We start from the raw sequence: 25923 nt of genomic DNA on the forward strand, positions 1-25923 counted from the left end.
GGGATCAGCAGCATGAGTACCACCACCAAGATGACGATCCCGGGCTCCGGCCCCAGCTGCGACCCGCTCGACGCCCCGGCCGGGCAGCAGCCCCCGCGCGGCGTCCGCCGTCGCGGTCAGCGCAGCCGCACCGCCTCGGTGCTGTCGCACGGTGTGCTGATCATCGCCAGCCTCATCGCGCTGTTCCCCATCGCGTGGCTGATCTTCCTCTCCCTCGGCCCGGACAAGGACGACTACCTGCACCCGGGGCGGATCCTGGACAAGGCGGGCTTCGCCAACTACTCCTTCGTCCTGGAGCACACCAGCTTCTTCACCTGGATGGGCAACACCGCCATCATCGCGGGCGCCACCTGCCTGATCGGCGTGCTCATCGCCGCCACCACCGGCTACGCGGTCTCCCGGATGCGCTTCCCGGGCTACAAGAAGTTCATGTGGGCGCTGCTGGTCACCCAGATGTTCCCGGTCGCCGTGCTCATGGTCCCGATGTACGTGATCCTCTCGGACCTGGGCCTGATCGACACCTACGGCGGCCTGATCCTGGTCTACTGCAGCACGGCCGTGCCGTACTGCGCCTGGATGCTCAAGGGCTACTTCGACACCATCCCGTTCGAGATCGACGAGGCGGGCCGGGTCGACGGACTCAGCCCCTTCGGCACCTTCTGGCGGCTCGTACTGCCGCTGGCCCGGCCGGGACTCGCGGTCGCCGCCTTCTACACCTGCCTCACCGCGTGGGGCGAGGTCGCCTTCGCGACCACCTTCATGCTCGACGACGGCAAGTACACCCTCGCCGTCGGCCTGAGCAGCTTCGTCAGCGAGCACGACGCGCAGTGGAACCTGATGGCCGCCACCGCGGTCCTGATCGCCATCCCCGTCAGCGTCGTCTTCTACCTCGTGCAGAAGCACCTGGTCACCGGCCTCACCGCCGGCGCGGCCAAGTCCTGACCCGTACCGTCCGGGGCGCCCGGCCCGACCGGCCGGGCGACCCCGCCTCGCCTCAACGCCGCACCGAGCCTTCCATTTTTCAAGGGATCACCATGACCCAGTACCTGGCGGACTCCACCCGTCACCCCCACTCCTCCGACCGGCCCGTGGCCACCACGGACTGGTGGAGAGACGCGGTCATCTACCAGGTCTACCCCCGCAGCTTCGCCGACGGGAACGGCGACGGCATGGGCGACATCCCCGGCATCCGCGAGCGCCTGCCGTACCTGCGCGACCTCGGCGTCGACGCCGTCTGGCTGAGCCCGTTCTACGCCTCCCCGCAGGCCGACGCCGGCTACGACGTCGCCGACTACCGGGCCATCGACCCGATGTTCGGCACCCTCCACGACGTGGACGGGCTGATCCGCGACGCCCACCGGCTGGGGCTGCGGATCATCGTCGACCTGGTCCCCAACCACTCCTCCGACCAGCACGAGTGGTTCAAGCAGGCGCTGCGCGAGGGCCCCGGCTCCCGGCTGCGGCAGCGCTACCACTTCCGTCCCGGCAAGGGCGAGAACGGCGAACTGCCCCCCAACGACTGGGAGTCCGTCTTCGGCGGGCCGGCCTGGACGCGCGCTGCCGACGGCGAGTGGTTCCTGCACCTGTTCGCCCCGGAGCAGCCGGACTTCAACTGGGAGCACCCGGCCGTCCAGGACGAGTTCCGCTCGATCCTGCGCTTCTGGCTGGACATGGGCGTCGACGGCTTCCGCATCGACGTCGCGCACGGGCTGGTCAAGGCCGACGGCCTGCCCGACATCGGCGCCCACGAGCAGCTCAAGCTCCTTGGCAACGATGTCCTGCCCTTCTTCGACCAGGACGGCGTCCACGAGATCTACCGCTCGTGGCGGCGCATCCTGGACGAGTACGACGGCGAGCGCATCGCCGTCGCCGAGGCCTGGACCCCCACCGTCGAGCGCACCGCCAACTACGTCCGCTCCGACGAACTGCACCAAGCCTTCAACTTCCAGTACCTCGGCACCAAGTGGGACGCCACCGAGCTGCGCGAGGTCATCGACCGCTCGCTCGACGCCATGCGCCCGGTCGCCGCGCCCACCACCTGGGTGCTGTCCAACCACGACGTGGTCCGCCACGCCACCCGGCTGTCCTCCGACGGGAAGACCCACGACCCGCGCCGCGCCCGCGCCGCCTCCCTGCTGATGCTGGCGCTGCCCGGCTCCGCGTACGTCTACCAGGGCGAGGAACTCGGCCTGCCCGAGGTCACCGACCTGCCCGACGAGGCCCGTCAGGACCCGGCGTTCTTCCGCGCCGCGGGCCAGGACGGCTTCCGTGACGGCTGCCGCGTCCCGATCCCGTGGACCCCCGACGGCCCCAGCCACGGCTTCGGCAGCGGCGGCAGCTGGCTGCCGCAGCCCGAGCGGTGGGCGGAGCTCAGCGTCGCCGCGCAGACCGGCGACCCGGCCTCCACCCTGGAGCTGTACCGCTCCGCCCTGCGGCTGCGCCGCGAGCGCGACGGCCTCGGCGCGGGCGAGTCGGTCCAGTGGCAGGACGCCCCGCAGGGTGTGCTGTCCTTCCGCCGGCCTGGCTTCGTGTGCACCGTCAACACCACGGCCACGCCCGTGACGCTGCCCGTGCCGGGAGCGCTCCTGCTGGCCAGCTCTCCCGTGGAGGTCACCGCGGACGGGGTCGTCGTCCCGGCCGACACGACCGTCTGGTGGGCCGTTTGACGTGCGTCGCGGTCGCATAGGGTCTGCAGGTGTGAACACCACAGCCCGACTCGCCGACATCGCGGCGCAGGCGGGGGTCAGCGAGGCCACCGCCAGCCGCGTGCTGAACGGGAAGGCGGGGGTCGCCCCCGCCACCCGGCAGAAGGTGCTGGCCGCACTGGACGTGCTCGGCTACGAGCGTCCGGTGCGGCTGCGCCGGCGCAGCGCCGGCCAGATCGGGCTGATCACCCCCGAGCTCAACAACCCGATCTTCCCCGCCTTCGCCCAGGTCATCGAGCAGAACCTGACCGGCTACGGCTACACGGCGGTGCTGTGCACCCAGCACCCCGGCGGTTCCACCGAGGACGAACTCGTGGAGGCGCTCGTCGAGCGCGGGGTACGCGGCATCGTGTTCCTGTCGGGGCTGCACGCCGACGTCACCGCCGACCCCGAGCGCTACGCCCGCCTCCTCGGCCAGGGCGTGCCCTACGTGCTGGTCAACGGCTTCAACCCGGCGATCGCCGGGCCGTACATCTCGCCGGACGAGCGCGCCTCCGCGCGCATCGCCGTCCAGCACCTGGTGGAGCTCGGCCACCAGCGGATCGGCCTGGCCGTCGGGCCCAACCGCTTCGTGCCCGTGCACCGCAAGGTCGAGGGCTTCGTCGAGGCACTGGGCAGCCTGCTCGGGCTCGGCGACGAGCAGGCCGCGGAGTGCGTCCAGCACACCCTCTTCTCCGTGGAGGGCGGCCACGCTGCCGCCGGGGCACTGCTGGACAAGGGCTGCACGGGCATCGTCTGCGGCAGCGACCTGATGGCCCTGGGCGCGGTGCGCGCGGTGCGGGAGCGGGGGCTGACCGTTCCCGGGGACGTCTCGGTCGTCGGCTACGACGACTCGCCGCTGATCGCCTTCACCGACCCGCCGCTGACCACCGTCCGCCAGCCGGTCGAGGCGATGGGCGCGGCCGCGGTGAACGCGCTGCTGGAGGAGATCGGCGGCAACCCGGTGCAGCGCTCGGAGTTCGTCTTCCAGACGGAGCTGGTCGTGCGCGGTTCCACGGGTCAGGCGCCCGGCGCCGGCCGGCGTTCCTGACGGCGGGGCCGCCGGTCCCTCACGCGTCCCGCGTGCTCGTGCCGGGGCGGGCCCTGGACCTGCCCCGGGCGGGGCGCAGCGGGGTGGCTTCGTCGGTCCTGGGCCCGCCCCCGCCCCGGTGGCGACCGGTCCAGCCGGCCGGGCGCGTGGGGCCCGCCGTCAGGGGCGGACCCCCGGCCGGTCGGACCGGGCTGAAGAGGAACGTAACAGCCGCTCCGGCCACGACGGAAGGCCCCTGCAGAAACTTTCTGCAAGATTCTGCAGGGGCCTCGCGGAAGGACGTGACCGCAGGTGGGAGGCCACGTGCCGGTCCGGCGGGGAGCCGCTAGGGAGCGATGCCCACGCCGTCCAGCCGGCTCCACGCGCGCTCCTGCGCGGCGGACAGCGCCGGCCAGTGCCGCGCGCCCGGCCGCGGGTACACGCGGGAGGCGTAGGAGCGCGGGACGTACCCCGGCTCGAAGAAGCACCCGGTGCCGTAGGTGGCGTCGAACGCCGGGCAGGAGGCCGCCACCGAGCCGGGCGTGGGCTTGTGGCCGGTGCGTACCCAGGTCGCCAGCGACCGCATCGCTGCGGCGTACTCCGAGGCGCTGAGCTCGCTGTGCTCGCTCTCCCGCGTGAAGTTCTGCACCAGCAGCCCTCCGCGGTGGGCGCCCTCCAGGGAGGCCCGGTAGGCCGCCTCGTGCTCGACGAAGGCGGTCGGGTCGTCGATGGCGTGGACGGTGAGCACCGGGATCGACACGGCGCCGGTGACATCGCTGTCGAAGGACAGGTCCCGCCGGGCCGCCGGGTCGGCGGCGAAGCGCTCCACGCCCGCGTTGAGCGCCGCGTCGTCGTGCGAGCCGGTGTAGCGGACGGTGGTGTTGCCGAACGGGTTACGGCCGCCCAGCCGGTTGTGCACGATGTCGCGGAAGGTGAAGGTCGCGAACCGCAGGTGCGACTCCAGCGTCCGCTCCGGGATCCCCGTCACGGCCAGGATGTCGTCGAGGTTGCGCTGCTGCAGGGCGGTGCGCTCCTGCGGGGGCGAGGAGTAGCCGGTGCACTCCTGCAGGCGGGAGCGGAGTCCGGTGGCCGTCATCGTCGAGTCGGCGCGCAGACCCATCCACAGCGGGTACTGCGGCTCGGTGGGCCTGGGGTGGTTGCCGCAGTAGTACTGGTAGACCACGCGCAGGTCCACCCGGTAGTCGTAGCCGCGCGAGCCCCCGCCCAGGACGCCGCTGGTCAGCAGGGCGCCGTCGTACGGCGACCGGTGACCGGCCGCCTGGATCTCGGCGACCTTGGCCGCCACGTTCCCGCCCCAGGACTGGCCGTGGACGAAGGTCCGGCGCGGGGTGCCGAAGCGCTGCACGAACAGCCGCCGCACGTTCTCGGTGTCCTCGGCCGCCATCCGCGTGCCGTAGCCGCCGCGGCGGTAGGACGAACCCGCCCAGGCGTAGCCCTCCTTCACCATGACCGACCAACGCGCCAGGTCCCCGACGCTGCGTTCCGGGTCGGAGGTGTCGCCCAGGTCCGGGCCGCCGTGGGCGTGGACGACCAGGGAGCCGTTCCAGTCGTGGGGGACCGCCATCGCGTAGTGGGCGCCGTTCGCGTCCTGGCCCCGGTAGCAGGTGGCCTGCTCCGCCAGCTCTGCCGGGCAGTCGGCGGGGGCGGGCCCGCCCGCGGCCGCGGCAGGCAGGGGACCCGCGAGCCCGGCGGCGAGGAGGGCGGCGATGCCCCCGGCAGCCAGGGCGATGCGGCGTCGTGCGGTTCCGGACCGGGGGTGGTGGGGGGAGTGCCCGGTGACCATCGTCTCGTCCTTCCGTCGTCGTCCGGCGCTTCATTGCGCGGGCCCCGAATGTTTCGGGACGCGGGCGGCGGGGGTCCAGAGCCGTGGCCATTGCGTTCATAGTGTTCGGTGATCCGCCGGTGCCCAGAGGAATGTGACGGAGTGTCACATCCGGAGCACGGCCACTGTCGCGAGTGCCGTTGGAAATCCTTGCGACATCTTGCTGTAAGACCTTCGTGAGAGGTACGGTCCCGGCACGGTCCGGCACCGCTGCCGGGCGAAGGCTCATGGCGCGTGGGCTCCCAGAGGTACAACCGTCCGCACACGGATTCCGCAAGGAGAACACCCCGTGGCCCAGCACACCGGGCTGCCCGCGTCCACGCGCCCACGCGCGCGCAGACGCGGAGCCGCAGCCGTCGCGGTGGCGGCCCTCGCCGCCGCCTTCGCCGTCCCCGCATCGGCGCCCGCCGCCTCCGCGGCCGCCCCGCCCCCGCCGCCCTCCGACGCGGCGCTCGCCGCCCAGGCCGCGCGTCACGACCTGACGCGGGAGCAGTTCTACTTCGTACTGCCGGACCGTTTCGCCAACGGCGACGCGTCCAACGACAGGGGCGGTCTGACCGGCACCCGGCTCAGCACCGGCTACGACCCCACCGACAAGGGCTTCTACCAGGGCGGTGACCTCAAGGGGCTCACCGACCGGCTCGACTACATCAAGGGCCTGGGCACCACCGCGATATGGATGGCGCCGATCTTCAAGAACCGGCCCGTGCAGGGCACGGGGGAGCAGGCGTCGGCCGGCTACCACGGCTACTGGATCACCGACTTCACCCAGGTCGACCCGCACTTCGGCAGCAACGCCGACCTCAAGGCGCTGATATCCAAGGCCCACGCCAAGGGCATGAAGGTCTTCTTCGACGTCATCACCAACCACACCGCCGACGTCGTCGACTACGACGAGAAGTCCTACGGCTACCTCTCGAAGGGCGCCTTCCCCTACCTGACGAAGGACGGTGTGCCCTTCGACGACGCCGACTACGCGGAGGGCGGCGAGGGCTTCCCCGCCGTCGACCGCGACTCCTTCCCCCGCACGCCCGTCGTCACCGCGAAGAGCAAGGTCCCGTCCTGGCTCAACGACCCGACGATGTACCACAACCGGGGCGACTCCACCTTCGCCGGCGAGAGCTCCGACCAGGGCGACTTCTCCGGCCTGGACGACCTGTGGACCGAGCGTCCCGAGGTCGTGAAGGGGATGGAGGAGATCTACGAGAAGTGGGTCCGCGACTTCGCCGTCGACGGCTTCCGCATCGACACCGTCAAGCACGTCGACCTGCCGTTCTGGACCCAGTGGGCCACGGCCCTCGACGCCTACGCCGCGAAGCACGGCCGCGACGACTTCTTCATGTTCGGCGAGGTCTACTCCGCCGACACCTCCATCACCTCCCCGTACGTCACCCAGGGGCGACTCGACGCGACGCTCGACTTCCCCTTCCAGGACGCCGCCCGCCAGTACGCCTCCCAGGGCGGCTCCGCAGGCAGGCTCGCCTCGGTCTTCGGCGACGACTACAAGTACACGACCGACAAGGCCAACGCGTACGAGCAGGTCACCTTCCTCGGCAACCACGACATGGGCCGCATCGGCACCTTCCTGAAGCAGGACAACCCGAAGGCCGACGACGCCGAACTCGTGCGCCGGGACCGGCTCGCCAACGAGCTGATGTTCCTCTCCCGCGGCAACCCGGTGGTCTACTACGGCGACGAGCAGGGCTTCACCGGCGCCGGCGGCGACAAGGACGCCCGTCAGACGCTGTTCGCGTCCAAGGTCGCCGACTACCTCGACGACGACCAGCTGGGCACCGACCGCACGCACGCGAGCGACGCCTATGACACCGGCGCCCCCCTCTACAAGGCGATCGCGAAGCTGGCCGGGCTCCGCAAGGCCCACCCGGGGCTCGCCGACGGCGTCCAGACCGAGCGTCACGTCACCGACGGCGCCGGGATCTACGCCTTCTCGCGCACCGATGCCAGGACCCGCACCGAGTACGTCGTCGCCGTCAACAACGCGACGGAGGCGCGGACCGCCGGCATCCCCACCGGCTCCGCCGGCACCGCCTTCACCGCCCTGTACGGCACCGAGGGCTCCGTCACCAGCGGCGCCGACACCAAGATCGCCGTCACGGTCCCGGCGCTGTCCACCGTGGTCTACAAGGCGGCCAAGCCGCTCGGTACCCCCGCCGCCAAGGCCTCCCTGACCCTGAAGGCCCCCGCCGCGGCCGCCACCGGCACCGTCGAGCTCTCCGCCGACGTCGACGGCGGGCAGCTGAACCGGGTCGTCTTCGCCGCGCAGACCGGCAACGGGCCGTGGAAGGTCCTCGGCTCCGCGGACCACGCGCCGTACAAGGTCACCCAGACGGTCGGCGACGACGTGACGCCCGGCACCGCGCTGCGGTACAAGGCCGTCGTGATCGATTCCGCAGGCCGCACCGCGAGCGCCACCGCCGGGACCACCAGCGGCACCCCGGCCGTCCCCGAGACCCCGGTGGCGAGCAGCCGCGACTACGCGGTCGTCCACTACAAGCGGGCCGACAACAATTACACCGACTGGCGCCTGTACGCCTGGGGCGACATCGCCGACGGCGAGGGCACCACCTGGCCGGCCGGCCACGACTTCATCGGCCGTGACGCCTACGGCGCCTTCGCCTACGTCAAGCTCAAGCCGGGCGCGTCCAGCGTCGGTTACCTCGTCATCGACAAGGACGGCAACAAGGACGTCGCCGCCGACCGCTTCATCGACGTCACCAAGACCGGTGAGATCTGGGTGGAGCAGGGCAAGGAGGCCGTCGCCACCCAGGCGCCGTCCGGCACCGAGCCGGGGCAGGACCGCTCCAAGGCCGTCCTGCACTACCACCGTGCCGACGGGGATTACAGCGGCTGGGGCCTGCACACCTGGACCGGCGCCGCGAACCCCACCGACTGGACCGCCCCGCTGCAGCCGGTGCGCACCGACGCCTTCGGCGCCGTCTTCGAGGTGCCGCTCGCCGCGGGCGCCACATCGCTCAGCTACATCATCCACAAGGGCGACACCAAGGACCTGCCCGCCGACCAGTCGCTCGACCTCACCGCCGGCGGACACGAGGTGTGGCTGCTGAACGGCACCGAGAAGTACCTGCTGCCCACCACCGCGGGCTCGTCCGCCGACCTCGACCTGTCCTCGGCCAAGGCCCAGTGGATCGACGCGGACACCGTCGCCTGGAAGACCGGCGACAGCGCGGCCGGCGTCCAGCTGGTGTACGCCCCCGGCGGCGGCCTGACGATCAAGGACGGCGCCCTGACAGGCGAGGGCCACTGGCTCCGCCTGCAGCGCGTCGCGGGCGGCCTGACCGACGCCCAGAAGGCCCGATTCCCGCACCTGAAGGACTACGCGGCCTTCACGATCGACCCCCGCGACCGCGACCGCGTCCGCACCGCCCTCACCGGCCAGGTCGTCGCCACGCAGCGGCTCGCCAATGGCGCGTTGCTGTCCGCCACCGGCGTCCAGATCCAGGGAGTCCTGGACGACCTGTACGCGGCCAAGGCGACCAAGGCCGCGCTCGGACCGGTCTTCGACTACGGCAAGCCCAGTCTGTCCGTGTGGGCTCCGACGGCGCAGTCCGTCGCCCTGGACCTCGACGGGCGCACCGTCCCGATGCGGCGCGACGCCTCCACCGGCGTATGGAGCGTGCACGGCGAGCGGAGCTGGACCGGCAAGCCGTACCGCTACGTCGTCAAGGTCTGGGCGCCCAGCGTCCAGAAGGTCGTCACCAACAAGGTCACCGACCCCTACTCGGTCGCCCTGACCGCCGACTCCAAGCAGAGCCTGGTGGTCGACCTCGACGACGCGTCCCTCGCCCCGCGCGGCTGGTCCGGCCTCGCCAAGCCCCGGGCCGTCGGCCTGAACAACGCCCAGATCCAGGAACTCCACATCCGGGACTTCTCCGTGGCGGACACCACCGTCCCCGCGAAGGACCAGGGCAGGTACACCGCCTTCTCCGACACCGGGTCCGCGGGCATGAAGCACCTGCGGGAACTCGCGAAGTCCGGGGTCTCCTACGTCCACCTGCTGCCGGCCTTCGACTTCGCGACCGTCGCGGAGAAGAGCGCCGACCAGGCCACCGTCGGCTGCGACCTCGGCGCCTACCCGGCCGACTCCGACCAGCAGCAGGAGTGCGTGGCCGCGGTCGCCGCGAAGGACGCCTACAACTGGGGCTACGACCCCTTCCACTACACCGTTCCCGAGGGCTCCTACGCCACCGACCCGGAGGGCACGAAGCGCACCGTCGAGTTCCGGAGGATGGTGCAGGGCCTCAACCAGGCGGGTCTGCGGGTCGTCATGGACGTGGTCTACAACCACACCGCGGCGAGCGGCCAGGACGACAAGTCCGTCCTCGACCGGATCGTGCCCGGTTACTACCAGCGCCTGCTGGACGACGGCACCGTCGCCAACTCCACCTGCTGCTCCAACACCGCGACCGAGAACGCGATGATGGGCAAGCTGGTCGTCGACTCGATCGTCACCTGGGCCAAGGAGTACAAGGTCGACGGCTTCCGCTTCGACCTGATGGGCCACCACCCCAAGGCGAACATCCTCGCGGTCCGCAAGGCGCTGGACGCGCTGACCCCCGCGAAGGACGGCGTCGACGGCAAGAAGATCATCCTCTACGGCGAGGGCTGGAACTTCGGCGAGGTCGCCGACGACGCCCGCTTTGTGCAGGCCACGCAGAAGAACATGGCCGGCACCGGTGTCGCCACCTTCTCCGACCGGGCCCGCGACGCGGTCCGCGGCGGCGGCCCCTTCGACGCCGACCCCGGTGTCCAGGGTTTCGCCTCCGGCCTGTTCAACGAGCCCAACGGCTCCGCCGCCAACGGCAGCGAGGCCGAGCAGCGGGCCCGTCTGCTGCACTACCAGGACCTCATCAAGGTCGGCCTCACCGGCAACCTGAAGTCCTTCTCCTTCACCGACAGCAGCGGCAAGGAGGTCACCGGCGCCGGGACCGACTACAACGGCTCGCCCGCCGGCTACGCCGACGCCCCCGGCGACGCCCTCGCCTACGCCGACGCCCACGACAACGAGTCCCTGTTCGACGCGCTCGCCTTCAAGCTGCCCCAGGGCACCTCGCCCGCCGACCGGGCCCGCATGCAGGTCGTCGCCGAGGCCGTCCCGGCCCTCTCCCAGGGTCCGGCGCTCTACCAGGCGGGCTCGGACCTGCTGCGCTCCAAGTCCCTGGACCGCAACTCCTACGACTCCGGCGACTGGTTCAACGCCATCCACTGGGACTGCTCCTCCGGCAACGGCTTCGGCCGCGGCCTGCCCCCCAAGGCCGACAACGAGTCCAAGTGGTCCTTCGCGAAGCCGCTGCTGACCGCGGACACGCTCCGGGTCGGCTGCGGCCAGATCACCTCGGCCTCGGCCGCGTACCAGGACCTGCTGCGGATCCGCTCCACCGAGCCGGCCTTCGGGCTGACCACGGCGGCGCAGGTCCAGGAGCAGCTGTCCTTCCCGCTCTCGGGAGAGCAGGAGACCCCGGGTGTCATCACCCTGCAGCTGGGCCGGCTGGTGGTGGTCTTCAACGCGACCCCGAAGGCCCAGGACCAGCGGGTCGGCGCCCTGTCCGGGAAGGGCTACGCCCTCCACCCGGTGCAGGCCGCGGGCTCCGACCCCGTGGTGAAGCGGGCCTCCTACGACGCCGCGTCCGGCACCTTCACCGTGCCGGGCCGCACCGTCGCGGTGTTCGTCCGGAAGTAGCGACACGTTCCGTGACCGCCCGGTCGGCGGCCCGCTCCCCGCGGGTCCCGGCCGGGCGGTGCTGCGTACGGGCGAAGTGGGTGGCCATCCGGATGAATCGGCGGCGCGCCGGTCCCGGTGGGTGATCCGCCAGGGGTACGTATCCGCGCGGCTCCGGTGACGCACGGTGATTGCCGTCCCGGGAGGCCTCGTTCCCGTCGTCCCTTGGAGGACCCTTGAAGCGGCGCCAGCGAATATCGCTTTCCAGCCTTCCCGCCCTGCTCGTCCTGCTCGTCGGCACCCTCCTGGGCACGGTCGTCCCGGCCCACGCCGAGGACTGGGGGCCGGGTGCAAAGCCCGCGGCCCCCGAGGGCCGTCCCGCCGCGGGCCACGGGCCCGGTCCGGTCGCGAGTGCCCCCGGGCGCCGGCCCGGCGGCCCGGAGAACTCCCGCATCTGCATCGGTGCCACCTTCACCGACCCCAAGTTCTTCTGCGGCGACCCCCGGCTCGGCCCGCGGCAGCTGCCCACCAAGGGCCTGCTCGGCGCGATGCTGACCGACTACCGGCGCCTCGACTCGCAGAACGCCAACGGCTTCCTGCGCACCTGGTTCGACTTCGCGGCGAACAGCTACAAGTTCCCGCCCAACGACGGCTTCCTCCCCGGCGGCCCCGTCTCGGTCATCAACCTGGCCGTGGGGCAGCGGATCGACCGCTTCGGCGGCGAGGGCGGGCGGTTCCTCGCACCGGCGGGCTCGCCGTACTCCCAGCGCTCCATCGCGCCCTCGAACCTCAACACCTTCGACCCGGGCTACCCCTTCAACTACCACCTGTACAAGGTCGTCAGGCCGTTCGCGGTCTCCGCGGGACCCGTGGCGCCGTTCTACGGGCAGCCCGGCAACGGCCTCCAGTACGTGCTGCCGCTCGGTGACAGCGTGGCCAACCGCATCGCCAACGGCGACCTCATCCGGCTGAACTGACGGGCGCGGCCATGGACCGGCGTGAGCTGTGCGAGGCGCTCGCCTCCGCGGGAGTGCCCGGCGGGCTGTACGAGGTCCCCGGCTTCCACGAGTCCGACCCGAGGCCCCCGGATTTCCTGTACCTCCGGCGGGAGGGCGACGCGTGGGTGGTCGGCAACTTCGAACGCGGCGTCCACGATCCGCACCGGCGCTTCGGCACCGAGGACGCCGCCTGCCGCTACCTCCACGACCGGCTCACCGACCGCGGGCCGGGCCCGGGCCCCGGAATCGACCAGGAGATGGAGGAGGTGCTCCGCGACCGGGAGGAGATCCGGCGCGCGGCCCATGATGCCTATGAACGGTCCCGGCGCCGGGAGACCTGACCCGCCGCCCCGTGAGCCGCACACGGCGGAGCGGCCCGCCCCGGACCTCCGGGCGGGCCGCTCCGCTTCGTGGCGCGGTTCTCGCCTACAGCTTCTTCTCCAGCAGGGTCACCGCGTACGGGCTGCCGCCCTTCCCGCCCTGCTTGTGGGGCTGCTCGCCGACGACGGCGTAGCCCGCGCCCTCGTAGTACGCCCGCAGCTGCGGGTTGGCCGCCACGCAGTCCAGCCGCGCGTACGGGCGGCCCTCCTCGGCGATGCGGTGCTCCGCCCGGTCGAGCATGGCCCGGCCGGTGCCGCGCGGGGCGGTCGTCCGGTCCACCATGAGGCGGTGGACGTAGCCCGCGTCCGGTGGGCGCACTCCCCAGGCGTGCTGGTCCTCCCACCACAGCTCCCAGGCGCCGACCACCCGGCCCGCGCGTTCGGTCAGCCAGACCTCGCCCGCCGCCATGCGGGTGCGGAAGTGCCCCTCGTCCATCTCGCCGGGCTTCCACTGGTCGATGCCGTGCTCCTGCATCCATTGGGCGGCCTCGTCCCGGAGGCGGACGAGGAGGGCGGCGTCGTCGGGCAGCGCGAGGCGGAAGGAGAGGTCGTTCACGCCTCCATTGTCCGGGAACCGTTTCCGGGCCGTCGCCCGGCCGGTCCCGGGGAGGCCGTCGTGGCATGGCGGGGTGCCGCGTCACCGCCCGGGACCGGACCCTTCGGCAGGAGGGTGTTGCCGAGGGTACGGCCAGGTCCACGTACAGCCAGGGCCGCCGTCCTGGCCGGAGTCGTTGACCGGGGCCCATTTCGCGGTGAGGAAGCCGTCGGCGAAGCAGAGCGAGGAGCCGGAGGCCCTGGTGAACCGCTGGGCGGCGACGCCGCCGGAGGAGACGGCCGAGGTGTACGGCGGGTTGTCGACCTTGATGCTCCTGACGACCGGCGCACCCGCGCCGTTGCTGCCGCGGCTCGCGCTCGGGAAGGTGTGCGCGGTGACCGGCTCGGTGGCGGTGCGGGGGCGGCCGGGTTGGCGGTGACGGTCGCGACGAAGGTCGACTGCGAGCACGGCACGCCGCTGGTACCGGTGGCGCTGGAGTGGAGCGTGGCGCTGGTGCCCGGGGCCGGCCCGGCACCCCGGCGGGGCCTCGCGGCGCCGCGAACGCTCCCGGCACGACGCCCCGGCGCCCGCTGCTCCGCGGAGCGGGCCACCGGGGCGGGCCACCGGGGCGGGGGAGGGCACCGGCTCGAGCGCCGGGGGGCGAACCGATCCGGACTCAGCGCAGCGTCGTGAGCGCCGCGCCCGAGTCGAGCACCGCCGACAGCTCGGCCCGGGCGCCCTGTTCGGCCCGTACCGCCATCGTCGGACCCTTCGAGGCGCCGGTCACACCGCCCGTGGCCTTGATCCGCGTCACGTCACGGCTGCCCGCCGCCAGCAGGTACCAGTGGCCGGCCGTGGACTTCCACAGCGCCCCGGCCAGTACCTGCGGCACCGCCCGGCCGCACGCCCCGGCGTCCCGGCCGCTCTGGCCCACCGGCGCGCCCGGGGTGCCCGGGTCGGACACCGGGGGCAGGAACAGCGCGAGCGCCCGGCCGTCCGTGCCGCGCCAGGTGTCGGCGCGGGCGCAGACCCACGACGCCTGCCCGTTGTCCTCCGGCAGCCGCTGCGTGGCGTACCGCCAGACGTTGACCGACCGGGTGCCCAGGCCGCTCATGGAGGAGAGGTTGCAGGCCGTCCGGGCCACGTTCGCCAGCGCCGTGGGGCCGGTCGCCTCCAGCGGCGTGCCGTCCGCCGGCGGCTGGTACGTCAGGTGTGCCGGCACGAGGTCGCCGAGGTCGGTGAGGAGGAACGGCCGGTCCACCCCGAGCCCCCCGGCGGCGCGGAACTGCAGTGCGGGCCAGGTGTCCCCGCACACCCCGGGGCGGCTGTCCGCACCCGGCATCCGCACCGGCTCGGTCACCCCGTCCGCCGTGCGGTCCAGCTTCGCCGGTGCGCGCCCCGGGTCGCGCAGGTCGCGCGAGGCTGCCTCGGTGACCCACGGGGCGGTCAGGAAGCGGGTGTTGCCGTCCGTCCGGCCGAGGACCACGGCCGCGGTGGTCACACCCGCGCCGTCCACCCGGGCGAAGTCCAGGGCCGCCGTGCCCCCGCCCTCGCGCGGCTCGGCGTAGCGCACCAGCCGCAGGCCGTCGTACATCAGCACCACGGTGGCGCCGTCCACGTCCCCCGCGTACAGCAACTGCGGCTGCTGCGCGGGCAGTCCCTCGGCGGTGCCCTTGGTGGCGGACACGGCGACCCGGGCGGAGGGCTGTGCCCACACCGCCATCGCCCGGCCCAGCAGCGCCCGGTCGCCGGCCCGCCCGCCGCGGGTCGGCCAGGCGGTGAAGTCCACCCGGGAGGCACGGGTCCACGCGGTGTCCTTCACCCGCACCAGCTTGGCCGGGTCCAGCAGCCCCGCGGTCCCGTAGGCGCCCGGTGACCCGCCCGCCGCGTACGGGTCCTGCCCGCCGGTCAGCACCGCGACCAGGGTCGCGGTGACGGCGACCGCGCCCGCCGCGATGAGACCCACCCGCACGTGCTGCCGCCTGCGCAGCAGATCCGTCGGCCGGGCCTGCACCGTGCACGGGTCGAACCCGCTGCCGCCCAGCAGCAGCCCCTCCGGCACCGCCTTCGCGGCCTTCAGCGCGCCCCGCGGGTCCGCCACCCCGGCGGCCACCAGCAGCCTGCGCACCTCGCGGCCGTCCGCGTGCCGGGGCCGCTCCAGCTCCAGCAGCGCGTACGCGGCGCGCCCGGCCGCGTTCAGCCCCGACAGCGCCCGGTCCAGCTCCGCCTCGTCGGTCCCGGTCGCCTTGGTGTGCAGCCGCAGGCCCCACACGTACGGCGCCGGACCGCCCACCAGCGTCCTGCGCAGCCGGCCGCGCCAGCCCCGTTCGCGCCCGAACGCCAGCGCGGTGTCCAGCACTTCCTGCCGCACCAGGGCGTACGCCGGGTCCGTGGTGCCCCGCGGCCCGGGCACGTCCGCCACGGCGGGGTCCGGTTCGCACGGCGAGCGCGGCAGCGCGCCCTGCGTCAGGGTGTGGGCGGTCAGCACCCTCCGGTGCCGGCCGAGCGACGGCGGCAGCGTCAGGTAGGCCAGCCGGACCAGGTGCGGGTAGTTCTCGACGAGTGCGGCCTCCGCCTCCTCGACGTCCACGATCACGGGTGCGCCGTGCCGGGGACGGGTGGCGGTCGCGTGCTGGGCGTTCACGTTCCGTTGAACGAGTGCATCCTGGGATGGTCACTCCGCCGCCCCTCCGCGCCCGGCCCGGGCCGCCCGACGACGGCACCGGCGGCCGGCCCCGAGCGCGACGTCCGAATCCCGCCGGACCCGGTGACCGGACCCGGCGACGCTGGGGGGCATGGACACCCATCGCATCACGTACGAGGTCCGGGCCCTCGACCCGGCCGTGGCGGAGGAGCTGCGGCGCCTTGACGACGCCGGTCTCGTCCCCCGCCCCGGGCCGGACCCGGAGGGCGGCGCCCCGCTCCGCTGCTGCCTGCGGCACAGCGCACCGGGGGAGCGGATCGTCCTGGCCGGCTACGCGCCGCTGCGGCGCTGGGCCGCCGGGACCGGCGCCGACCCGGGACCCTACGCCGAGACCGGGCCGGTCTTCGTGCACGCCGCCGCCGAGGACTGCCCCGGCCCGCCGGACACCCCCGGCTACCCCGTCGCCCTCCACGGCGAGCGGCGGGTCTTCCGCTGCTACGACGCCCGGGGCCGCATCCTCGGCGGGCGCCTCGTCCAGCTGACCGCGGACGAGGTCGCCGCGGGCGCCGCCGACGCCGTCCTGGCGGCCCGGTTCGCCGATCCGCGGGTCGCCCTGGTGCACGTACGGGCCGTGGAGTACGGCTGCTTCCTCTTCGAGGCCGTCCGCACCCCGTGAACACGCCGAGGGCGCCCGGCGTGTGGACGGGCGCCCTCGGTGACGGTGCGGAGCGTCAGACGAGCTCGGCCTTCTCCAGCGCCGAGCAGCAGGTGCCGACGATGAGGCGCGTGACGACGTAGGGGTCCACGTTGGCGTTGGGCCGGCGGTCCTCGATGTAGCCCTTCTTGTCGACCTCGACCTGCCACGGGATGCGGACCGAGGCGCCGCGGTCGGAGACGCCGTAGCTGTACTCGCTCCAGGGGGCGGTCTCGTGGGCGCCGGTCAGGCGGGCCTCGACGCCGGAGCCGTAGTTCTTGATGTGCTCCATCGGCTTGTCGTCGCGGCCGAGGGCCTCGCAGGCCTCGATGATCGCGTCGTAGCCCTCGCGCATGGCCTTGGTGGAGAAGTTGGTGTGCGCGCCCGCGCCGTTCCAGTCGCCCTGGGCCGGCTTGGGGTGGAGGGTGGCGGAGACGCCGAACTCCTCGGCGGTGCGGTACAGCAGCCAGCGCGCGACCCACAGCTGGTCGGCGACCTCCAGCGGGCTCAGCGGGCCGACCTGGAACTCCCACTGGCCGGGCATGACCTCGGCGTTGATGCCGGAGATGCCCAGGCCCGCGGCGAGGCAGTTGTCGAGGTGCTTCTCGACGATCTCGCGGCCGAAGATCTCGTCGGCGCCGACGCCGCAGTAGTAACCGCCCTGCGGGGCCGGGTAGCCAGCCTCGGGGAAGCCCAGTGGGCGCGAGCCCTGGAAGAAGGTGTACTCCTGCTCGATGCCGAACAGCGACTCCTGGCCCGCGAACTGCTCGGCGACCGGGCGCAGCAGGGCACGGGTGTTGGAGGCGTGCGGGGTGTCGTCGATGTTGAAGACCTCGCACAGCACCAGCAGGTTCGCGCCGCCGCGGATCGGGTCCGGGTAGGTGGCGACGGGCTTGAGCACGCGGTCCGAGCTGTGGCCCTCCGCCTGGTTGGTGCTGGAGCCGTCGAAGCCCCACACACCCGGCTCCGCGCCGTCGGCGAGGATCTTGGTCTTCGAGCGCAGCTTGGCGGTCGGCTCGGTACCGTCGATCCAGATGTACTCGGCCTTGTAGCTCACGGGCGTCATCCTTGTTGGCGTGTGCCTTGCGGGGCGGGTGGTGTTGCCGCTGCAGCGTCACAACCCGCGATTTCGCATCCATTGCCCATGTGTTAACCCGATGTGAACGAGCCGCCGTCCCACCTGCCGGACACCCCGGCCCGGTGGGTGCCGGCCCGGGTCCCGGGCCTGGTGCCGGGCCCCGGCGGACCGCCGTGACCAGGGACGTAAGGTGTGTGCCATGCCTCACATCACCGTGGACTACACCGGCAATCTCGCCGACGCGTTCGACCGGCGCGGCTTCGCGACCGCGCTGCACCCGCTCGTCACCAAGATCATCGACACCAGGGTCGAGGCGTGCAAGACCCGGTTCCGCCGGTCCGACGAGTACGTCCTCGCCGACGGCGCCCCCGAGCACGCGCTGGTCCTCGTCCAGGCCGCCATCCTGTCCGGGCGTACGCCCGAGGCCAAGACGCAGCTGAGCGAAGCCGTCCTGGAACTGCTGAAGGAGCACCTCGCGCCGACCCCGGGGCTGAGCGTGCAGACCGCCGTCGACATCGTCGACCTCGACCGCACCTGGTACCGCAGCCACACCGAGCCGGCGGGGGAGCGGTGACCATGCGCATCGGACTCCTCGGCACCGGCCCCTGGGCGGAGATCGCCCACGGCCCCGCCCTCGCCGCCCACCCCGACGTCGAGTTCACCGGGATCTGGGGTCGCCGCCCCGAGGCGGCGGCCGCCCTCGCCGCGACCCTCGGCACCCGCGCCTACGCCGACGTGGACGAGCTCATCGGCGACGTGGACGCCGTGGCGATCGCCCTGCCGCCGGACGTGCAGGCCCCGCTGGCCGCGCGGGCCGCCGAGGCCGGCCGGCACCTGCTGCTCGACAAGCCGGTCGCGACGACCGTGGCCGACGCCCGCCGCGTCGCCGAGGCCGCCGAGGCCGCCGGGGTCGCGTCGGTGGTGTTCTTCACCCTCCGCTTCGACGCCACGAGTTCCGCCTGGATCGACGAGCAGGCCGCCGTGGACGGCTGGTTCACCGCCCGCGCGCAGTGGCTCGGCTCGGTGTTCACCTCCGGTGACAGCCCCTTCGCCGACTCGCCCTGGCGGCGCGAGAAGGGCGCGCTGTGGGACGTCGGGCCGCACGCGCTGTCCGTGCTCCTCCCCGTCCTCGGGGACGTCACCGCGCTCACCGCCGTCCAGGGGCCGGGCGACACCGTCCACCTGGTGCTGCGGCACGACAGCGGCGCCTCCAGCACGGCGGCGCTCAGCCTCACCGCCCCTCCGGCGGCCGCCGGCATGACCGTCGAGCTGCGCGGCACCTCCGGCGTCGCCTCGCTCCCCGACCGCGCCGACGGGCCCGTGCCCGCCTTCGGCAACGCCATCGACGCCCTGCTCACGGCCGTGCGCACCGGCGTCCCCCACCCCTGCGACGCCCGTTTCGCGGCGCGCGTGACGGAGTTGCTGGCCTCGGCCGACCCTGTGTGACGCGCCGTCAGGGGCCGGACCCTGGCGGGCGACTTGCGAAGTGCCTATCGTTTTGGGTATGGCAGCGGACTGGTGGTCCATCGAAGTCCTCAACGCCAGCACACCCGCCGCGGCATGGCGTGACGCGTATGCGCCGACGCTCGTGGAGTCGGCGGTCACCAACCGTGCACTGGCGTGGGAATGGCACACGTACGGGTGGGGCGTCGTCTTCGAGCTGTGCTTCCGTGAAGAGGAGCACTGGCTCGGGTGGCGCGCCCTGCCCGGCACTCGCGCGGCGCTCGACGCCGTCCCCGATCCGGTCTCCGGCGTCCTGGTCCACCGCGGTCGCGGCGGCACCAGCGGAGCCTTCGTCCCCCGCGCCCCGCACCGGTCGCCGGGCGCGGCCGCGGTGGGCCTCCCCGAGCCACCGGCCGAACCGGCCGGGGCGGTTCTGTGCGAACGGGCGGTGCGGGCGTAGCGCGGATCAGCGCGCGCCCCGCCGTGCCCTCATCTGCCGCGGCCACGCCCGGCCCGTCGTCTCCACGGCCGCGGTCCGCAGCAACTCCGGCACGGCGGCCGCGGGATGGCCGCCGAACCCGGGGAACCGCCAGAAGTGGTACTCGTTCCAGTAACTCACCGCGCGCCGCTCGGTGACGGCGAGGAACTCCGGGTGCTCCGCGGCGAACCGCCCGTGCACGCGGCGCGCCTCGCTCCCCGGCGCCAGGGCCTCGGTGAGCCGTGCGTGCAGGTCGGCGACGATCTCCGGAACGTACTCGCCCGTGAGCCGCACCACGAACGGCACGGTCCATGGCTCGGCCACCCCGGCGATCTGCGCCGCGTGCCGCTGCCGTACGTACCCGTCGTGGTGCACCGCGTACAGGCAGTGCAGGACGAGGCGCTGCCGGGGGGTGAGGGATGGCGCCACGTCCGGGTCGGGCTCGTCGTGGTACAGGCGCACCGGTATCCGCACATCGCCGTGGACCTCCCAGATGGGGCCGAAGGGCGGGGGCGGCAGCAGGGCTGCGACGGCGCGCACGTCCGGCGCGAGCGCGGCGGGGAACGCGGCCTCCGGGGACGGCGGATCGGCAGGCGGGGAGGACATCGGCCGACCCTTCCCGGACCGCGCTCCCGGGCGGCGGGAAGAATGCGCGTCGGGGCCGCCTTGTACGGATCATGAAGGCCATCGTGTACACGGAAGGCGGCGGCCCCGAGGTGCTGCGCCTGACCGAGCGGCCGGTGCCGCAGCCGGGTCCGGGCGAGGTACGGGTACGGGTCGAGGTGTCGGGGGTCAACCCGACGGACTGGAAGTCGCGGCGCGGCGGTCCGCCCGCCGCGGTCGCGGAGCAGGTGCCGGACCAGGACGGCGCCGGGGTGGTCGACGCGGTCGGCGAGGGCGTCGACCCCGGGCGGACCGGTGAGCGGGTGTGGCTGTGGGAGGCCGCCTGGCAGCGGGCGGACGGCACCGCCCAGGAGTACGTGACGCTTCCCGGGGCCCACGCCGTGCCGCTGCCCGATTCCGCGTCCTTCGACCTCGGCGCCGCCCTCGGCATCCCCGCGATGACCGCGCACCGCGCGCTGACCGTGGCGGAGCGCGGCCCGGCACGGCTCGCGCCGGGCGCCCTCGACGGCCGGACCGTCCTGGTCGCGGGCGGCGCGGGCGCGGTCGGCCACGCGGCGATCCAGCTCGCACGCTGGGCCGGGGCCTCGGTGGTGACCACGGTCAGCGGCCCCCGCAAGGCCGGCCTCGCGCGGGCCGCGGGCGCGCACCACGTCGTCGACTACCGCGGGAGCGATGCCGCGGCGGAGATCCGCAGGGCCGCGCCCGGAGGCGTCGACATCGTCGTGGAGGTGTCCGTCGCGCAGAACACCGCGCTCGACCTCGCGGTGCTGGCGCCCGGCGGCGTGGTCGCGTACTACGCCGACAACGGCGGCGCCGAGTTCACCCTGCCCGTACGCGAGAGCTTCGCGCGCAACCTGCGCTGGCAGGGCGTGCTCGTCTACACCATGCCGGCCGCGGCCAAGGCGGAGGCCGTCGCGGCCCTGACGGCCGCCCTCGCCGACGGGGCGCTGCGGGTCGGGGAGGACGCGGGGCTGCCGCTGCACCGCTTCCCGCTGGCGCGGACCGGCGACGCCCACGCGGCCGTGGAGGAGGGCGCGGTGGGCAAGGTGCTCGTCGACGTCCGGACCGGCGCTTAGCCGGGCGGGGCGGGCGGGCGGTCCGGTGTCGCGTTTGTTCAAGACCGGCGGCCGCCCGTCCCCGCAGGATGGGCGCATGACCGAAGCCCATGCGTTCATGATCGAAGCTGCCGCGGAGGCGGCCCGGGTCGCCCGCGGGGTGGGCGGGGACCCCGCCCGCCTCTCCGCACCGACCCCGTGCGGGGAGTGGGACCTCCGCACGCTGCTCAACCACTGGATCCTCTACACCTCGCACGGCCTGGAGCTCCGGGCGCTGCGCGAGCCGCTGCCCGAGGAGCTCGCCGCCCGCGACTTCACCGCGGCCCCGGACTGGGCCGGGGCGTACGCGCGGCAGCTGGACCGCGCCGTCGCGGCGTGGGCGGTGCCGGAGGCGTGGGAGGGCGAGGTGGACCTGGGGCACGCGAAGATGCCGGCCGCCGAGGTCGCCTCGATGATCGTCAAGGAGCTCGCCGTCCACGGCTTCGACGTGGCCCGCGCCACCGGCCAGGAGTACCGCTGCGGCGAGGGCCTGGGCGCGTTCGTCCTGGAGGTCGTCGACAGGTACGCCGAGGTCTACCGCCAGTACGAGGGCTTCGCGGAGCCCGTCACGCTCCAGGCCCCCGCCGCGGCCACCGCCTTCGAACGGGCCCTGGCCCTGTCGGGCCGTACGCCCACGGGCTGACGGGGCCCAGGCGCCGGCGGGGGCCCGCGCCGGCGACGGCCTACGCGCTGATGGCGTTCGTGCCGAGCAGGCCGAAGAGCAGGGCGCCGATCACGAGCCGGTAGATGATGAACGCGTTGAACGAGTGCTTGGCCACGAACTTCAGCAGCCAGGCGATCGACGCGTACGCGACGACGAAGGAGACGACCGTCCCGACGACGAGCGGCGCGGTGTCCACCCCGGCGCCGAGCGCCTCCTTCAGCTCGTACAGGCCGGCGCCGGTCAGTGCGGGGATGCCCAGGAAGAAGGAGAGCCGCGTCGCGGCGACCCGGTCCAGGTCGAGGATGAGCGCGGTGGACATCGTCGCGCCGGAGCGGGAGAAGCCGGGGAAGAGCAGGGCGAGGATCTGCGAGGAACCGACGAGCATCGCGTCCTTGAACGTGGTGTCGTCCTCGCCGCGCTTGTGGCGGCCCATCTGGTCGGCCGCCCACATCACGCCGCTGCCGACGATCAGCGAGCCCGCGACCACCCACAGCGAGGCCAGCGGCCCCTCGATGAGGCGCTTGGCCGCCAGGCCGACGACGACGATCGGGATCGTCGCGAAGATCACCCACCAGCCGAACTTGTAGTCGTGGTGGTACCGCTCCTCGCGGTTGACGATGCCGGTGAACCACGCCTTGCAGATCCGGACGATGTCCTTGAAGAAGTAGACCAGCACGGCCGCGATGGCACCGGACTGGATGACCGCGGAGAAGGCGACGACGGCCTTGTCGTCCACCGGGATGCCCATCAGGCCCTCGGTGATCTTCAGGTGGCCGGTGGACGAGATCGGGAGGAACTCGGTGACCCCCTCCACGACGCCGAGCACAGCTGCCTGACCGATACTGATGGCGCTCATGGGACCCATCTCTGCGGAGGACGTGGCATGCCCGGGCCTGCACCGGCCGGAGCCCTACGGAGTGTAAGAGAAGTCCCGCGCCCCCCGCGAACCAGGTCCGCCCCGACCGCACGCCCCGCCGCGGGGCGGCCCCGCGAACGGGGCGGTCGTGCGGGAGGCCCGAACGGCGGCGTGTCACGCATGTCACATCAGGGTCATCTCATTGGAAATCGTAAAGAAGCGGACTTGTGCCGCCAAAGGTGACGGTATGCACAAGGGTGCAGGGGTCGCAGTGCGGTCGCGCGGTGCGAGGACGATGTGACGGAAAGCTCGAACAGGCCCGGTCGTGGGCAATACTGGCGGCCGCATGCCTGCGTAGGAGCCTTTCATGTCGATGATCAGCAATCTCCGCAAAGCCGTCCGCCTCACCCACGTACGCCAACGGCGCGTGGACCTCAGCCACCCGGCGCGTTCCCCGCTGGGCAGCTCGGTGGTGAACTGCGTGGTCTACATGGGCGGACTGCGGCAGGACGACTGCGCCGCCTACGAGGCGATCGCCCGGGTCCGCAAGTCCGGCCGCGGATTCGTGTGGATCGGGCTCCACGAGCCATCGGAGGCGGAGTTCGCCGGTGTCGCCGAGCTGTTCGGGCTGCACCCGCTGGCCGTCGAGGACGCCGTCCACGCCCAGCAGCGGCCCAAGCTGGAGCAGTACGGCGACACCCTGTTCACCGTCCTGAAGACCGCCCGCTACGTCGAGCACGACCGGCTCACGGCCACCAGCGAGGTCGTGGAGACCGGCGACATCATGGTCTTCACCGGGCCCGACTTCGTCATCACGGTGCGCCACGGCGGCCACGGCTCCCTCGGCCCGCTCCGGGAGGGCCTGGAGACCGTACCCGACCAGCTCGCCAAGGGGCCGGCCGCCGTCCTGCACGCGATAACCGACCACGTCGTCGACGAGTACCTCGCCGTCACCGCCGCGGTCCACGAGGACATCGAGCAGGTCGAGACGGACGTCTTCTCCGATCACCGGGGCCGCGGCTCCGACGCCGGCCGGATCTACCAGCTCAAGCGCGAACTGCTGGAGCTCAAGCGGGCCGTGGCCCCGCTGGGCCGCCCCCTGCAGCGGCTCGCCGAGGAGGCCCTGCCCGGCGTCGAGGCCGACCTCCGGACCTACTTCCGCGACGCCGCCGACCACCTCGCCCGCGCCACCGAGCAGGTCAACTCCTTCGACGACCTGCTCAACTCGATCCTCCAGGCCAACATCGCGCAGGTGTCCATGGCCCAGAACGAGGACATGCGCAAGATCAGCGCCTGGGTCGCCATCCTCGCCGTCCCCACCATGATCTGCGGCCTGTACGGCATGAACTTCGAGCACATGCCGGAACTGCGCTGGACCTACGGCTATCCGCTCGCCGTGGGCGTGATGGTCGTCGCCTGTTTCGTCATCCACCGCGGATTCCGGCGCAACGGCTGGTTGTGAGCAGTGCTGTGTGACATATTACCGGCGTGAGCAAGCCGACGAGCTGCGATGTCGTGGTCGTCGGCGCCGGGATGGTGGGCGCGGCATGCGCCCTCCACGCCGCGGCGGCCGGGCTCCGCACCGTCCTGGTGGACCGCGGACCGGTGGCCGGCGGCACCACCGGGGCCGGCGAGGGCAATCTGCTGGTCTCCGACAAGGAGCCGGGTCCGGAGCTCGGACTCGCCCTGCTCTCGGCCCGGTTGTGGCACGAGCTGACGGATCGTCACAACCTGGGCGTGACCGCCGAGTACGAGGCCAAGGGCGGGCTCGTCGTGGCCGCCGGCCCTGACGGACTGCGCGCGCTCCTGGACTTCGCCGCCGCCCAGCGGCGCAGCGGCGTCGAGGCGGTGCCCGTCCCCGCGGACGGGCTGCGCGACCTCGAACCCCACCTGGCGGACGGCCTCGCCGGGGGCGTCCACTACCCCCAGGACGCCCAGGTGCAGCCCGCGCTCGCCGCCGCCCGCCTCGTCCGGGCCGCCCGCGACCTCGGCGCCGAGGCGCGGTTCGGCACCGCGGTGACGGCGGTGCTCCGGACGCCCGACGGCGCCGTGCGCGGGGTGCGCACCGACCGCGGCGACATCCACTGCCCGGCCGTCGTCAACGCCGCGGGCACCTGGGGCGGTGAGGTGGCCGCCCTCGCCGGGGTACGGCTGCCGGTACTGCCGCGGCGCGGCTTCGTCCTGGTCACCGAGCCCCTCCCGGCGCGCACCGTCCGCCACAAGGTCTATGCGGCGGACTACGTCGCCGACGTCGCCAGCGACTCCGCCGCCCTGCAGACCTCCGCCGTCGTCGAGGCCACCGCCGCGGGCCCCGTCCTCATCGGTGCCAGCCGCGAACGCGTCGGCTTCGACCGCACCTTCTCCCTGCCCGTCGTACGCCGCCTCGCCGCCCAGGCGCTCGCCCTCTTCCCGGTGCTCCGGGACGTCGCGACGCTGCGCGCGTACACCGGCTTCCGGCCCTACCTGCCGGACCACCTCCCCGCGATCGGCCCCGACCCCCGCGTCCCCGGGCTCCATCACGCCTGCGGCCACGAGGGTGCGGGCATCGGACTCGCCCCCGCCACCGGCCACTTGATCGCCCAGTGCCTCACCGGGGCCCGTCCCGACCTGGACCTCACCCCCTTCCGCCCCGACCGTTTCCCCGCCGAGGAGGCCACCCCGTGAGCCGCCGCAGCCCCCTGCGCCTGGCCCGCGCCGAACCGGGCCCGGGCTTCACCTTCACCTTCGACGGGCGCGACATTCCCGCCCACCCCGGCCAGTCGGTCGCCGCCGCCCTCTGGTCGGCCGGCGTCCTGTCCTGGCGCACCACCCGCGTCGACGGCGCTCCCCGCGGCGTCTTCTGCGGCATCGGCGTCTGCTTCGACTGCCTCGTCACGGTCAACGGCCGCCCGGGTCAGCGTGCCTGCGTCACCGCCGCCCGCGCCGGCGACGTCGTCACCCCGCAGGTCGGCACGGGAGAGCTGCCGTGACGGCCCCCGGCGGGGCCGCCCCCGGCCGCGGTGCGGTGCGGGCGGCCGGGCTCCGGTGTGTCCTTGGCGGGGCGGCCGAGCGGAGTCGCCCGCCCCGGGGGCGTGGCCAACCGGCAGGTGCGAGCGGGGGAGCCGCCATGGGTGTCCGCGGCCGGGCTTGCGCCGGTCCGGCTGCCGCGGACCGGCCCGGTCCGTCGCTGTCGGCGACGAC

22 protein-coding genes are annotated in these 25923 nt (G+C 73.4%); 15 read left to right on the forward strand and 7 right to left on the reverse strand.

The annotated features are described in order from the left end of the window. The first annotated feature begins 12 nt into the window (after positions 1-12). The 3 genes from ACFW3D_RS19015 (at position 13) to ACFW3D_RS19025 (ending at position 3735) form a co-directional block, all read left to right on the forward strand. Positions 13-942: a sugar ABC transporter permease gene (locus ACFW3D_RS19015; RefSeq protein WP_500505320.1), complete on the forward strand. Its 930-nt coding sequence runs from the start codon at positions 13-15 to the stop codon at positions 940-942. A 92-nt stretch (positions 943-1034) separates the two neighbouring features. Continuing rightward, positions 1035-2666, forward strand: coding sequence for a glycoside hydrolase family 13 protein (locus tag ACFW3D_RS19020; RefSeq protein ID WP_500505322.1), 1632 nt, complete (start codon positions 1035-1037; stop codon positions 2664-2666). A 31-nt stretch (positions 2667-2697) separates the two neighbouring features. Continuing rightward, a complete protein-coding gene (locus ACFW3D_RS19025) occupies positions 2698-3735 on the forward strand; it encodes a LacI family DNA-binding transcriptional regulator (RefSeq protein WP_500505323.1) in 1038 nt (345 codons plus the stop codon). A 325-nt stretch (positions 3736-4060) separates the two neighbouring features. Here ACFW3D_RS19025 and ACFW3D_RS19030 read toward each other — a convergent pair whose 3' ends face one another. Further along, the gene (locus ACFW3D_RS19030; protein WP_500505324.1) at positions 4061-5518 is read right to left on the reverse strand and encodes an alpha/beta hydrolase; all 1458 of its coding nucleotides are present in this window, start codon (positions 5516-5518) and stop codon (positions 4061-4063) included. A 328-nt stretch (positions 5519-5846) separates the two neighbouring features. On the opposite strand from ACFW3D_RS19030, the gene pulA reads away from it, so the two are divergent. The 3 genes from pulA (at position 5847) to ACFW3D_RS19045 (ending at position 12594) form a co-directional block, all read left to right on the forward strand. Beyond that, the gene (pulA, locus tag ACFW3D_RS19035) at positions 5847-11276 is read left to right on the forward strand and encodes a pullulanase-type alpha-1,6-glucosidase (RefSeq protein WP_500505325.1); all 5430 of its coding nucleotides are present in this window, start codon (positions 5847-5849) and stop codon (positions 11274-11276) included. A 215-nt stretch (positions 11277-11491) separates the two neighbouring features. Then, positions 11492-12232 carry a TNT domain-containing protein gene (locus ACFW3D_RS19040; RefSeq protein WP_500505326.1) on the forward strand — a complete coding sequence of 247 codons (741 nt, stop codon included), beginning with the start codon at positions 11492-11494 and terminating at the stop codon, positions 12230-12232. A gap of 11 nt (positions 12233-12243) precedes the next feature. Beyond that, the gene (locus ACFW3D_RS19045; RefSeq protein ID WP_500505327.1) at positions 12244-12594 is read left to right on the forward strand and encodes a hypothetical protein; all 351 of its coding nucleotides are present in this window, start codon (positions 12244-12246) and stop codon (positions 12592-12594) included. Positions 12595-12679: 85 nt separating this feature from the next. Here the strand turns inward: ACFW3D_RS19045 and ACFW3D_RS19050 are convergent, their stop codons facing one another. The 3 genes from ACFW3D_RS19050 to ACFW3D_RS19060 form a co-directional block, all read right to left on the reverse strand. Then, complete coding sequence (locus tag ACFW3D_RS19050) at positions 12680-13189, reverse strand: GNAT family N-acetyltransferase (protein ID WP_500505328.1); 510 nt, start codon at positions 13187-13189, stop codon at positions 12680-12682. Positions 13190-13270: 81 nt separating this feature from the next. After that, complete coding sequence (locus tag ACFW3D_RS19055; RefSeq protein ID WP_500505329.1) at positions 13271-13636, reverse strand: hypothetical protein; 366 nt, start codon at positions 13634-13636, stop codon at positions 13271-13273. A 208-nt stretch (positions 13637-13844) separates the two neighbouring features. After that, positions 13845-15812, reverse strand: a complete 1968-nt coding sequence (locus ACFW3D_RS19060) for a hypothetical protein (RefSeq protein WP_500505330.1) — start codon at positions 15810-15812, stop codon at positions 13845-13847. A 151-nt stretch (positions 15813-15963) separates the two neighbouring features. Between ACFW3D_RS19060 and ACFW3D_RS19065 the strand changes: the two genes are divergently transcribed. Further along, positions 15964-16488, forward strand: coding sequence for a DUF1203 domain-containing protein (locus ACFW3D_RS19065; RefSeq protein ID WP_500505331.1), 525 nt, complete (start codon positions 15964-15966; stop codon positions 16486-16488). Positions 16489-16543: 55 nt separating this feature from the next. On the opposite strand, the gene glnII is transcribed toward ACFW3D_RS19065, so the two are convergent. Continuing rightward, positions 16544-17563, reverse strand: coding sequence for a glutamine synthetase (gene glnII, locus ACFW3D_RS19070; RefSeq protein WP_500505333.1), 1020 nt, complete (start codon positions 17561-17563; stop codon positions 16544-16546). A gap of 220 nt (positions 17564-17783) precedes the next feature. Between glnII and ACFW3D_RS19075 the strand changes: the two genes are divergently transcribed. From ACFW3D_RS19075 to ACFW3D_RS19085, 3 genes are read left to right on the forward strand one after another with little or no spacing between them, the layout of a single operon-like run. Then, a complete protein-coding gene (locus ACFW3D_RS19075) occupies positions 17784-18158 on the forward strand; it encodes a 5-carboxymethyl-2-hydroxymuconate Delta-isomerase (RefSeq protein ID WP_500505335.1) in 375 nt (124 codons plus the stop codon). 2 nt (positions 18159-18160) lie between these two features. Next, positions 18161-19030: a Gfo/Idh/MocA family protein gene (locus ACFW3D_RS19080; protein WP_500505336.1), complete on the forward strand. Its 870-nt coding sequence runs from the start codon at positions 18161-18163 to the stop codon at positions 19028-19030. A gap of 58 nt (positions 19031-19088) precedes the next feature. Further along, positions 19089-19487, forward strand: a complete 399-nt coding sequence (locus tag ACFW3D_RS19085) for a hypothetical protein (RefSeq protein WP_500505337.1) — start codon at positions 19089-19091, stop codon at positions 19485-19487. 6 nt (positions 19488-19493) lie between these two features. On the opposite strand, the gene ACFW3D_RS19090 is transcribed toward ACFW3D_RS19085, so the two are convergent. After that, entirely contained in the window at positions 19494-20111 is a 618-nt protein-coding gene (locus ACFW3D_RS19090) for a hypothetical protein (RefSeq protein ID WP_500505338.1), read from the reverse strand. Positions 20112-20182: 71 nt separating this feature from the next. Between ACFW3D_RS19090 and ACFW3D_RS19095 the strand changes: the two genes are divergently transcribed. Both ACFW3D_RS19095 and ACFW3D_RS19100 read left to right on the forward strand, forming a co-directional pair. Then, positions 20183-21205: an NADPH:quinone reductase gene (locus ACFW3D_RS19095; protein ID WP_500505340.1), complete on the forward strand. Its 1023-nt coding sequence runs from the start codon at positions 20183-20185 to the stop codon at positions 21203-21205. Positions 21206-21281: 76 nt separating this feature from the next. Continuing rightward, complete coding sequence (locus ACFW3D_RS19100; RefSeq protein WP_500505341.1) at positions 21282-21866, forward strand: TIGR03086 family metal-binding protein; 585 nt, start codon at positions 21282-21284, stop codon at positions 21864-21866. Positions 21867-21906: 40 nt separating this feature from the next. Here ACFW3D_RS19100 and ACFW3D_RS19105 read toward each other — a convergent pair whose 3' ends face one another. Beyond that, entirely contained in the window at positions 21907-22743 is an 837-nt protein-coding gene (locus tag ACFW3D_RS19105) for an undecaprenyl-diphosphate phosphatase (protein ID WP_500505342.1), read from the reverse strand. A gap of 367 nt (positions 22744-23110) precedes the next feature. Between ACFW3D_RS19105 and ACFW3D_RS19110 the strand changes: the two genes are divergently transcribed. The 3 genes from ACFW3D_RS19110 to ACFW3D_RS19120 are packed head-to-tail and all read left to right on the forward strand — an operon-like array spanning position 23111 to position 25712. Beyond that, positions 23111-24205, forward strand: coding sequence for a magnesium and cobalt transport protein CorA (locus tag ACFW3D_RS19110; protein WP_500505343.1), 1095 nt, complete (start codon positions 23111-23113; stop codon positions 24203-24205). Between the two features lie 26 nt (positions 24206-24231). Beyond that, a complete protein-coding gene (locus ACFW3D_RS19115; protein WP_500505344.1) occupies positions 24232-25407 on the forward strand; it encodes an NAD(P)/FAD-dependent oxidoreductase in 1176 nt (391 codons plus the stop codon). Next, complete coding sequence (locus ACFW3D_RS19120) at positions 25404-25712, forward strand: (2Fe-2S)-binding protein (protein ID WP_500505345.1); 309 nt, start codon at positions 25404-25406, stop codon at positions 25710-25712. Before ACFW3D_RS19115 ends, ACFW3D_RS19120 begins: the two co-directional genes overlap by 4 nt. Positions 25713-25923: the final 211 nt, after the last annotated feature.

The sequence above is a fragment of the Streptomyces sp. NPDC058864 genome, assembly GCF_042742985.1.
In the GTDB taxonomy this organism is placed as follows: Bacteria; Actinomycetota; Actinomycetes; order Streptomycetales; family Streptomycetaceae; genus Actinacidiphila.

Excerpts from the sequence above, each read along its gene's own strand:
- ACFW3D_RS19065 (WP_500505331.1), top strand. The coding sequence starts at position 15,964 with ATGGACACCCATCGCATCACGTACGAGGTCCGGGCCCTCGACCCGGCC.
- ACFW3D_RS19110 (WP_500505343.1), top strand. The coding sequence starts at position 23,111 with ATGTCGATGATCAGCAATCTCCGCAAAGCCGTCCGCCTCACCCACGTA.
- ACFW3D_RS19075 (WP_500505335.1), top strand. The coding sequence starts at position 17,784 with ATGCCTCACATCACCGTGGACTACACCGGCAATCTCGCCGACGCGTTC.
- ACFW3D_RS19020 (WP_500505322.1), top strand. The coding sequence starts at position 1,035 with ATGACCCAGTACCTGGCGGACTCCACCCGTCACCCCCACTCCTCCGAC.
- ACFW3D_RS19015 (WP_500505320.1), top strand. The coding sequence starts at position 13 with ATGAGTACCACCACCAAGATGACGATCCCGGGCTCCGGCCCCAGCTGC.
- ACFW3D_RS19045 (WP_500505327.1), top strand. The coding sequence starts at position 12,244 with ATGGACCGGCGTGAGCTGTGCGAGGCGCTCGCCTCCGCGGGAGTGCCC.
- ACFW3D_RS19100 (WP_500505341.1), top strand. The coding sequence starts at position 21,282 with ATGACCGAAGCCCATGCGTTCATGATCGAAGCTGCCGCGGAGGCGGCC.
- ACFW3D_RS19080 (WP_500505336.1), top strand. The coding sequence starts at position 18,161 with ATGCGCATCGGACTCCTCGGCACCGGCCCCTGGGCGGAGATCGCCCAC.
- ACFW3D_RS19085 (WP_500505337.1), top strand. The coding sequence starts at position 19,089 with ATGGCAGCGGACTGGTGGTCCATCGAAGTCCTCAACGCCAGCACACCC.
- ACFW3D_RS19095 (WP_500505340.1), top strand. The coding sequence starts at position 20,183 with ATGAAGGCCATCGTGTACACGGAAGGCGGCGGCCCCGAGGTGCTGCGC.
- ACFW3D_RS19090 (WP_500505338.1), bottom strand. The coding sequence starts at position 20,111 with ATGTCCTCCCCGCCTGCCGATCCGCCGTCCCCGGAGGCCGCGTTCCCC.
- ACFW3D_RS19105 (WP_500505342.1), bottom strand. The coding sequence starts at position 22,743 with ATGAGCGCCATCAGTATCGGTCAGGCAGCTGTGCTCGGCGTCGTGGAG.
- ACFW3D_RS19030 (WP_500505324.1), bottom strand. The coding sequence starts at position 5,518 with ATGGTCACCGGGCACTCCCCCCACCACCCCCGGTCCGGAACCGCACGA.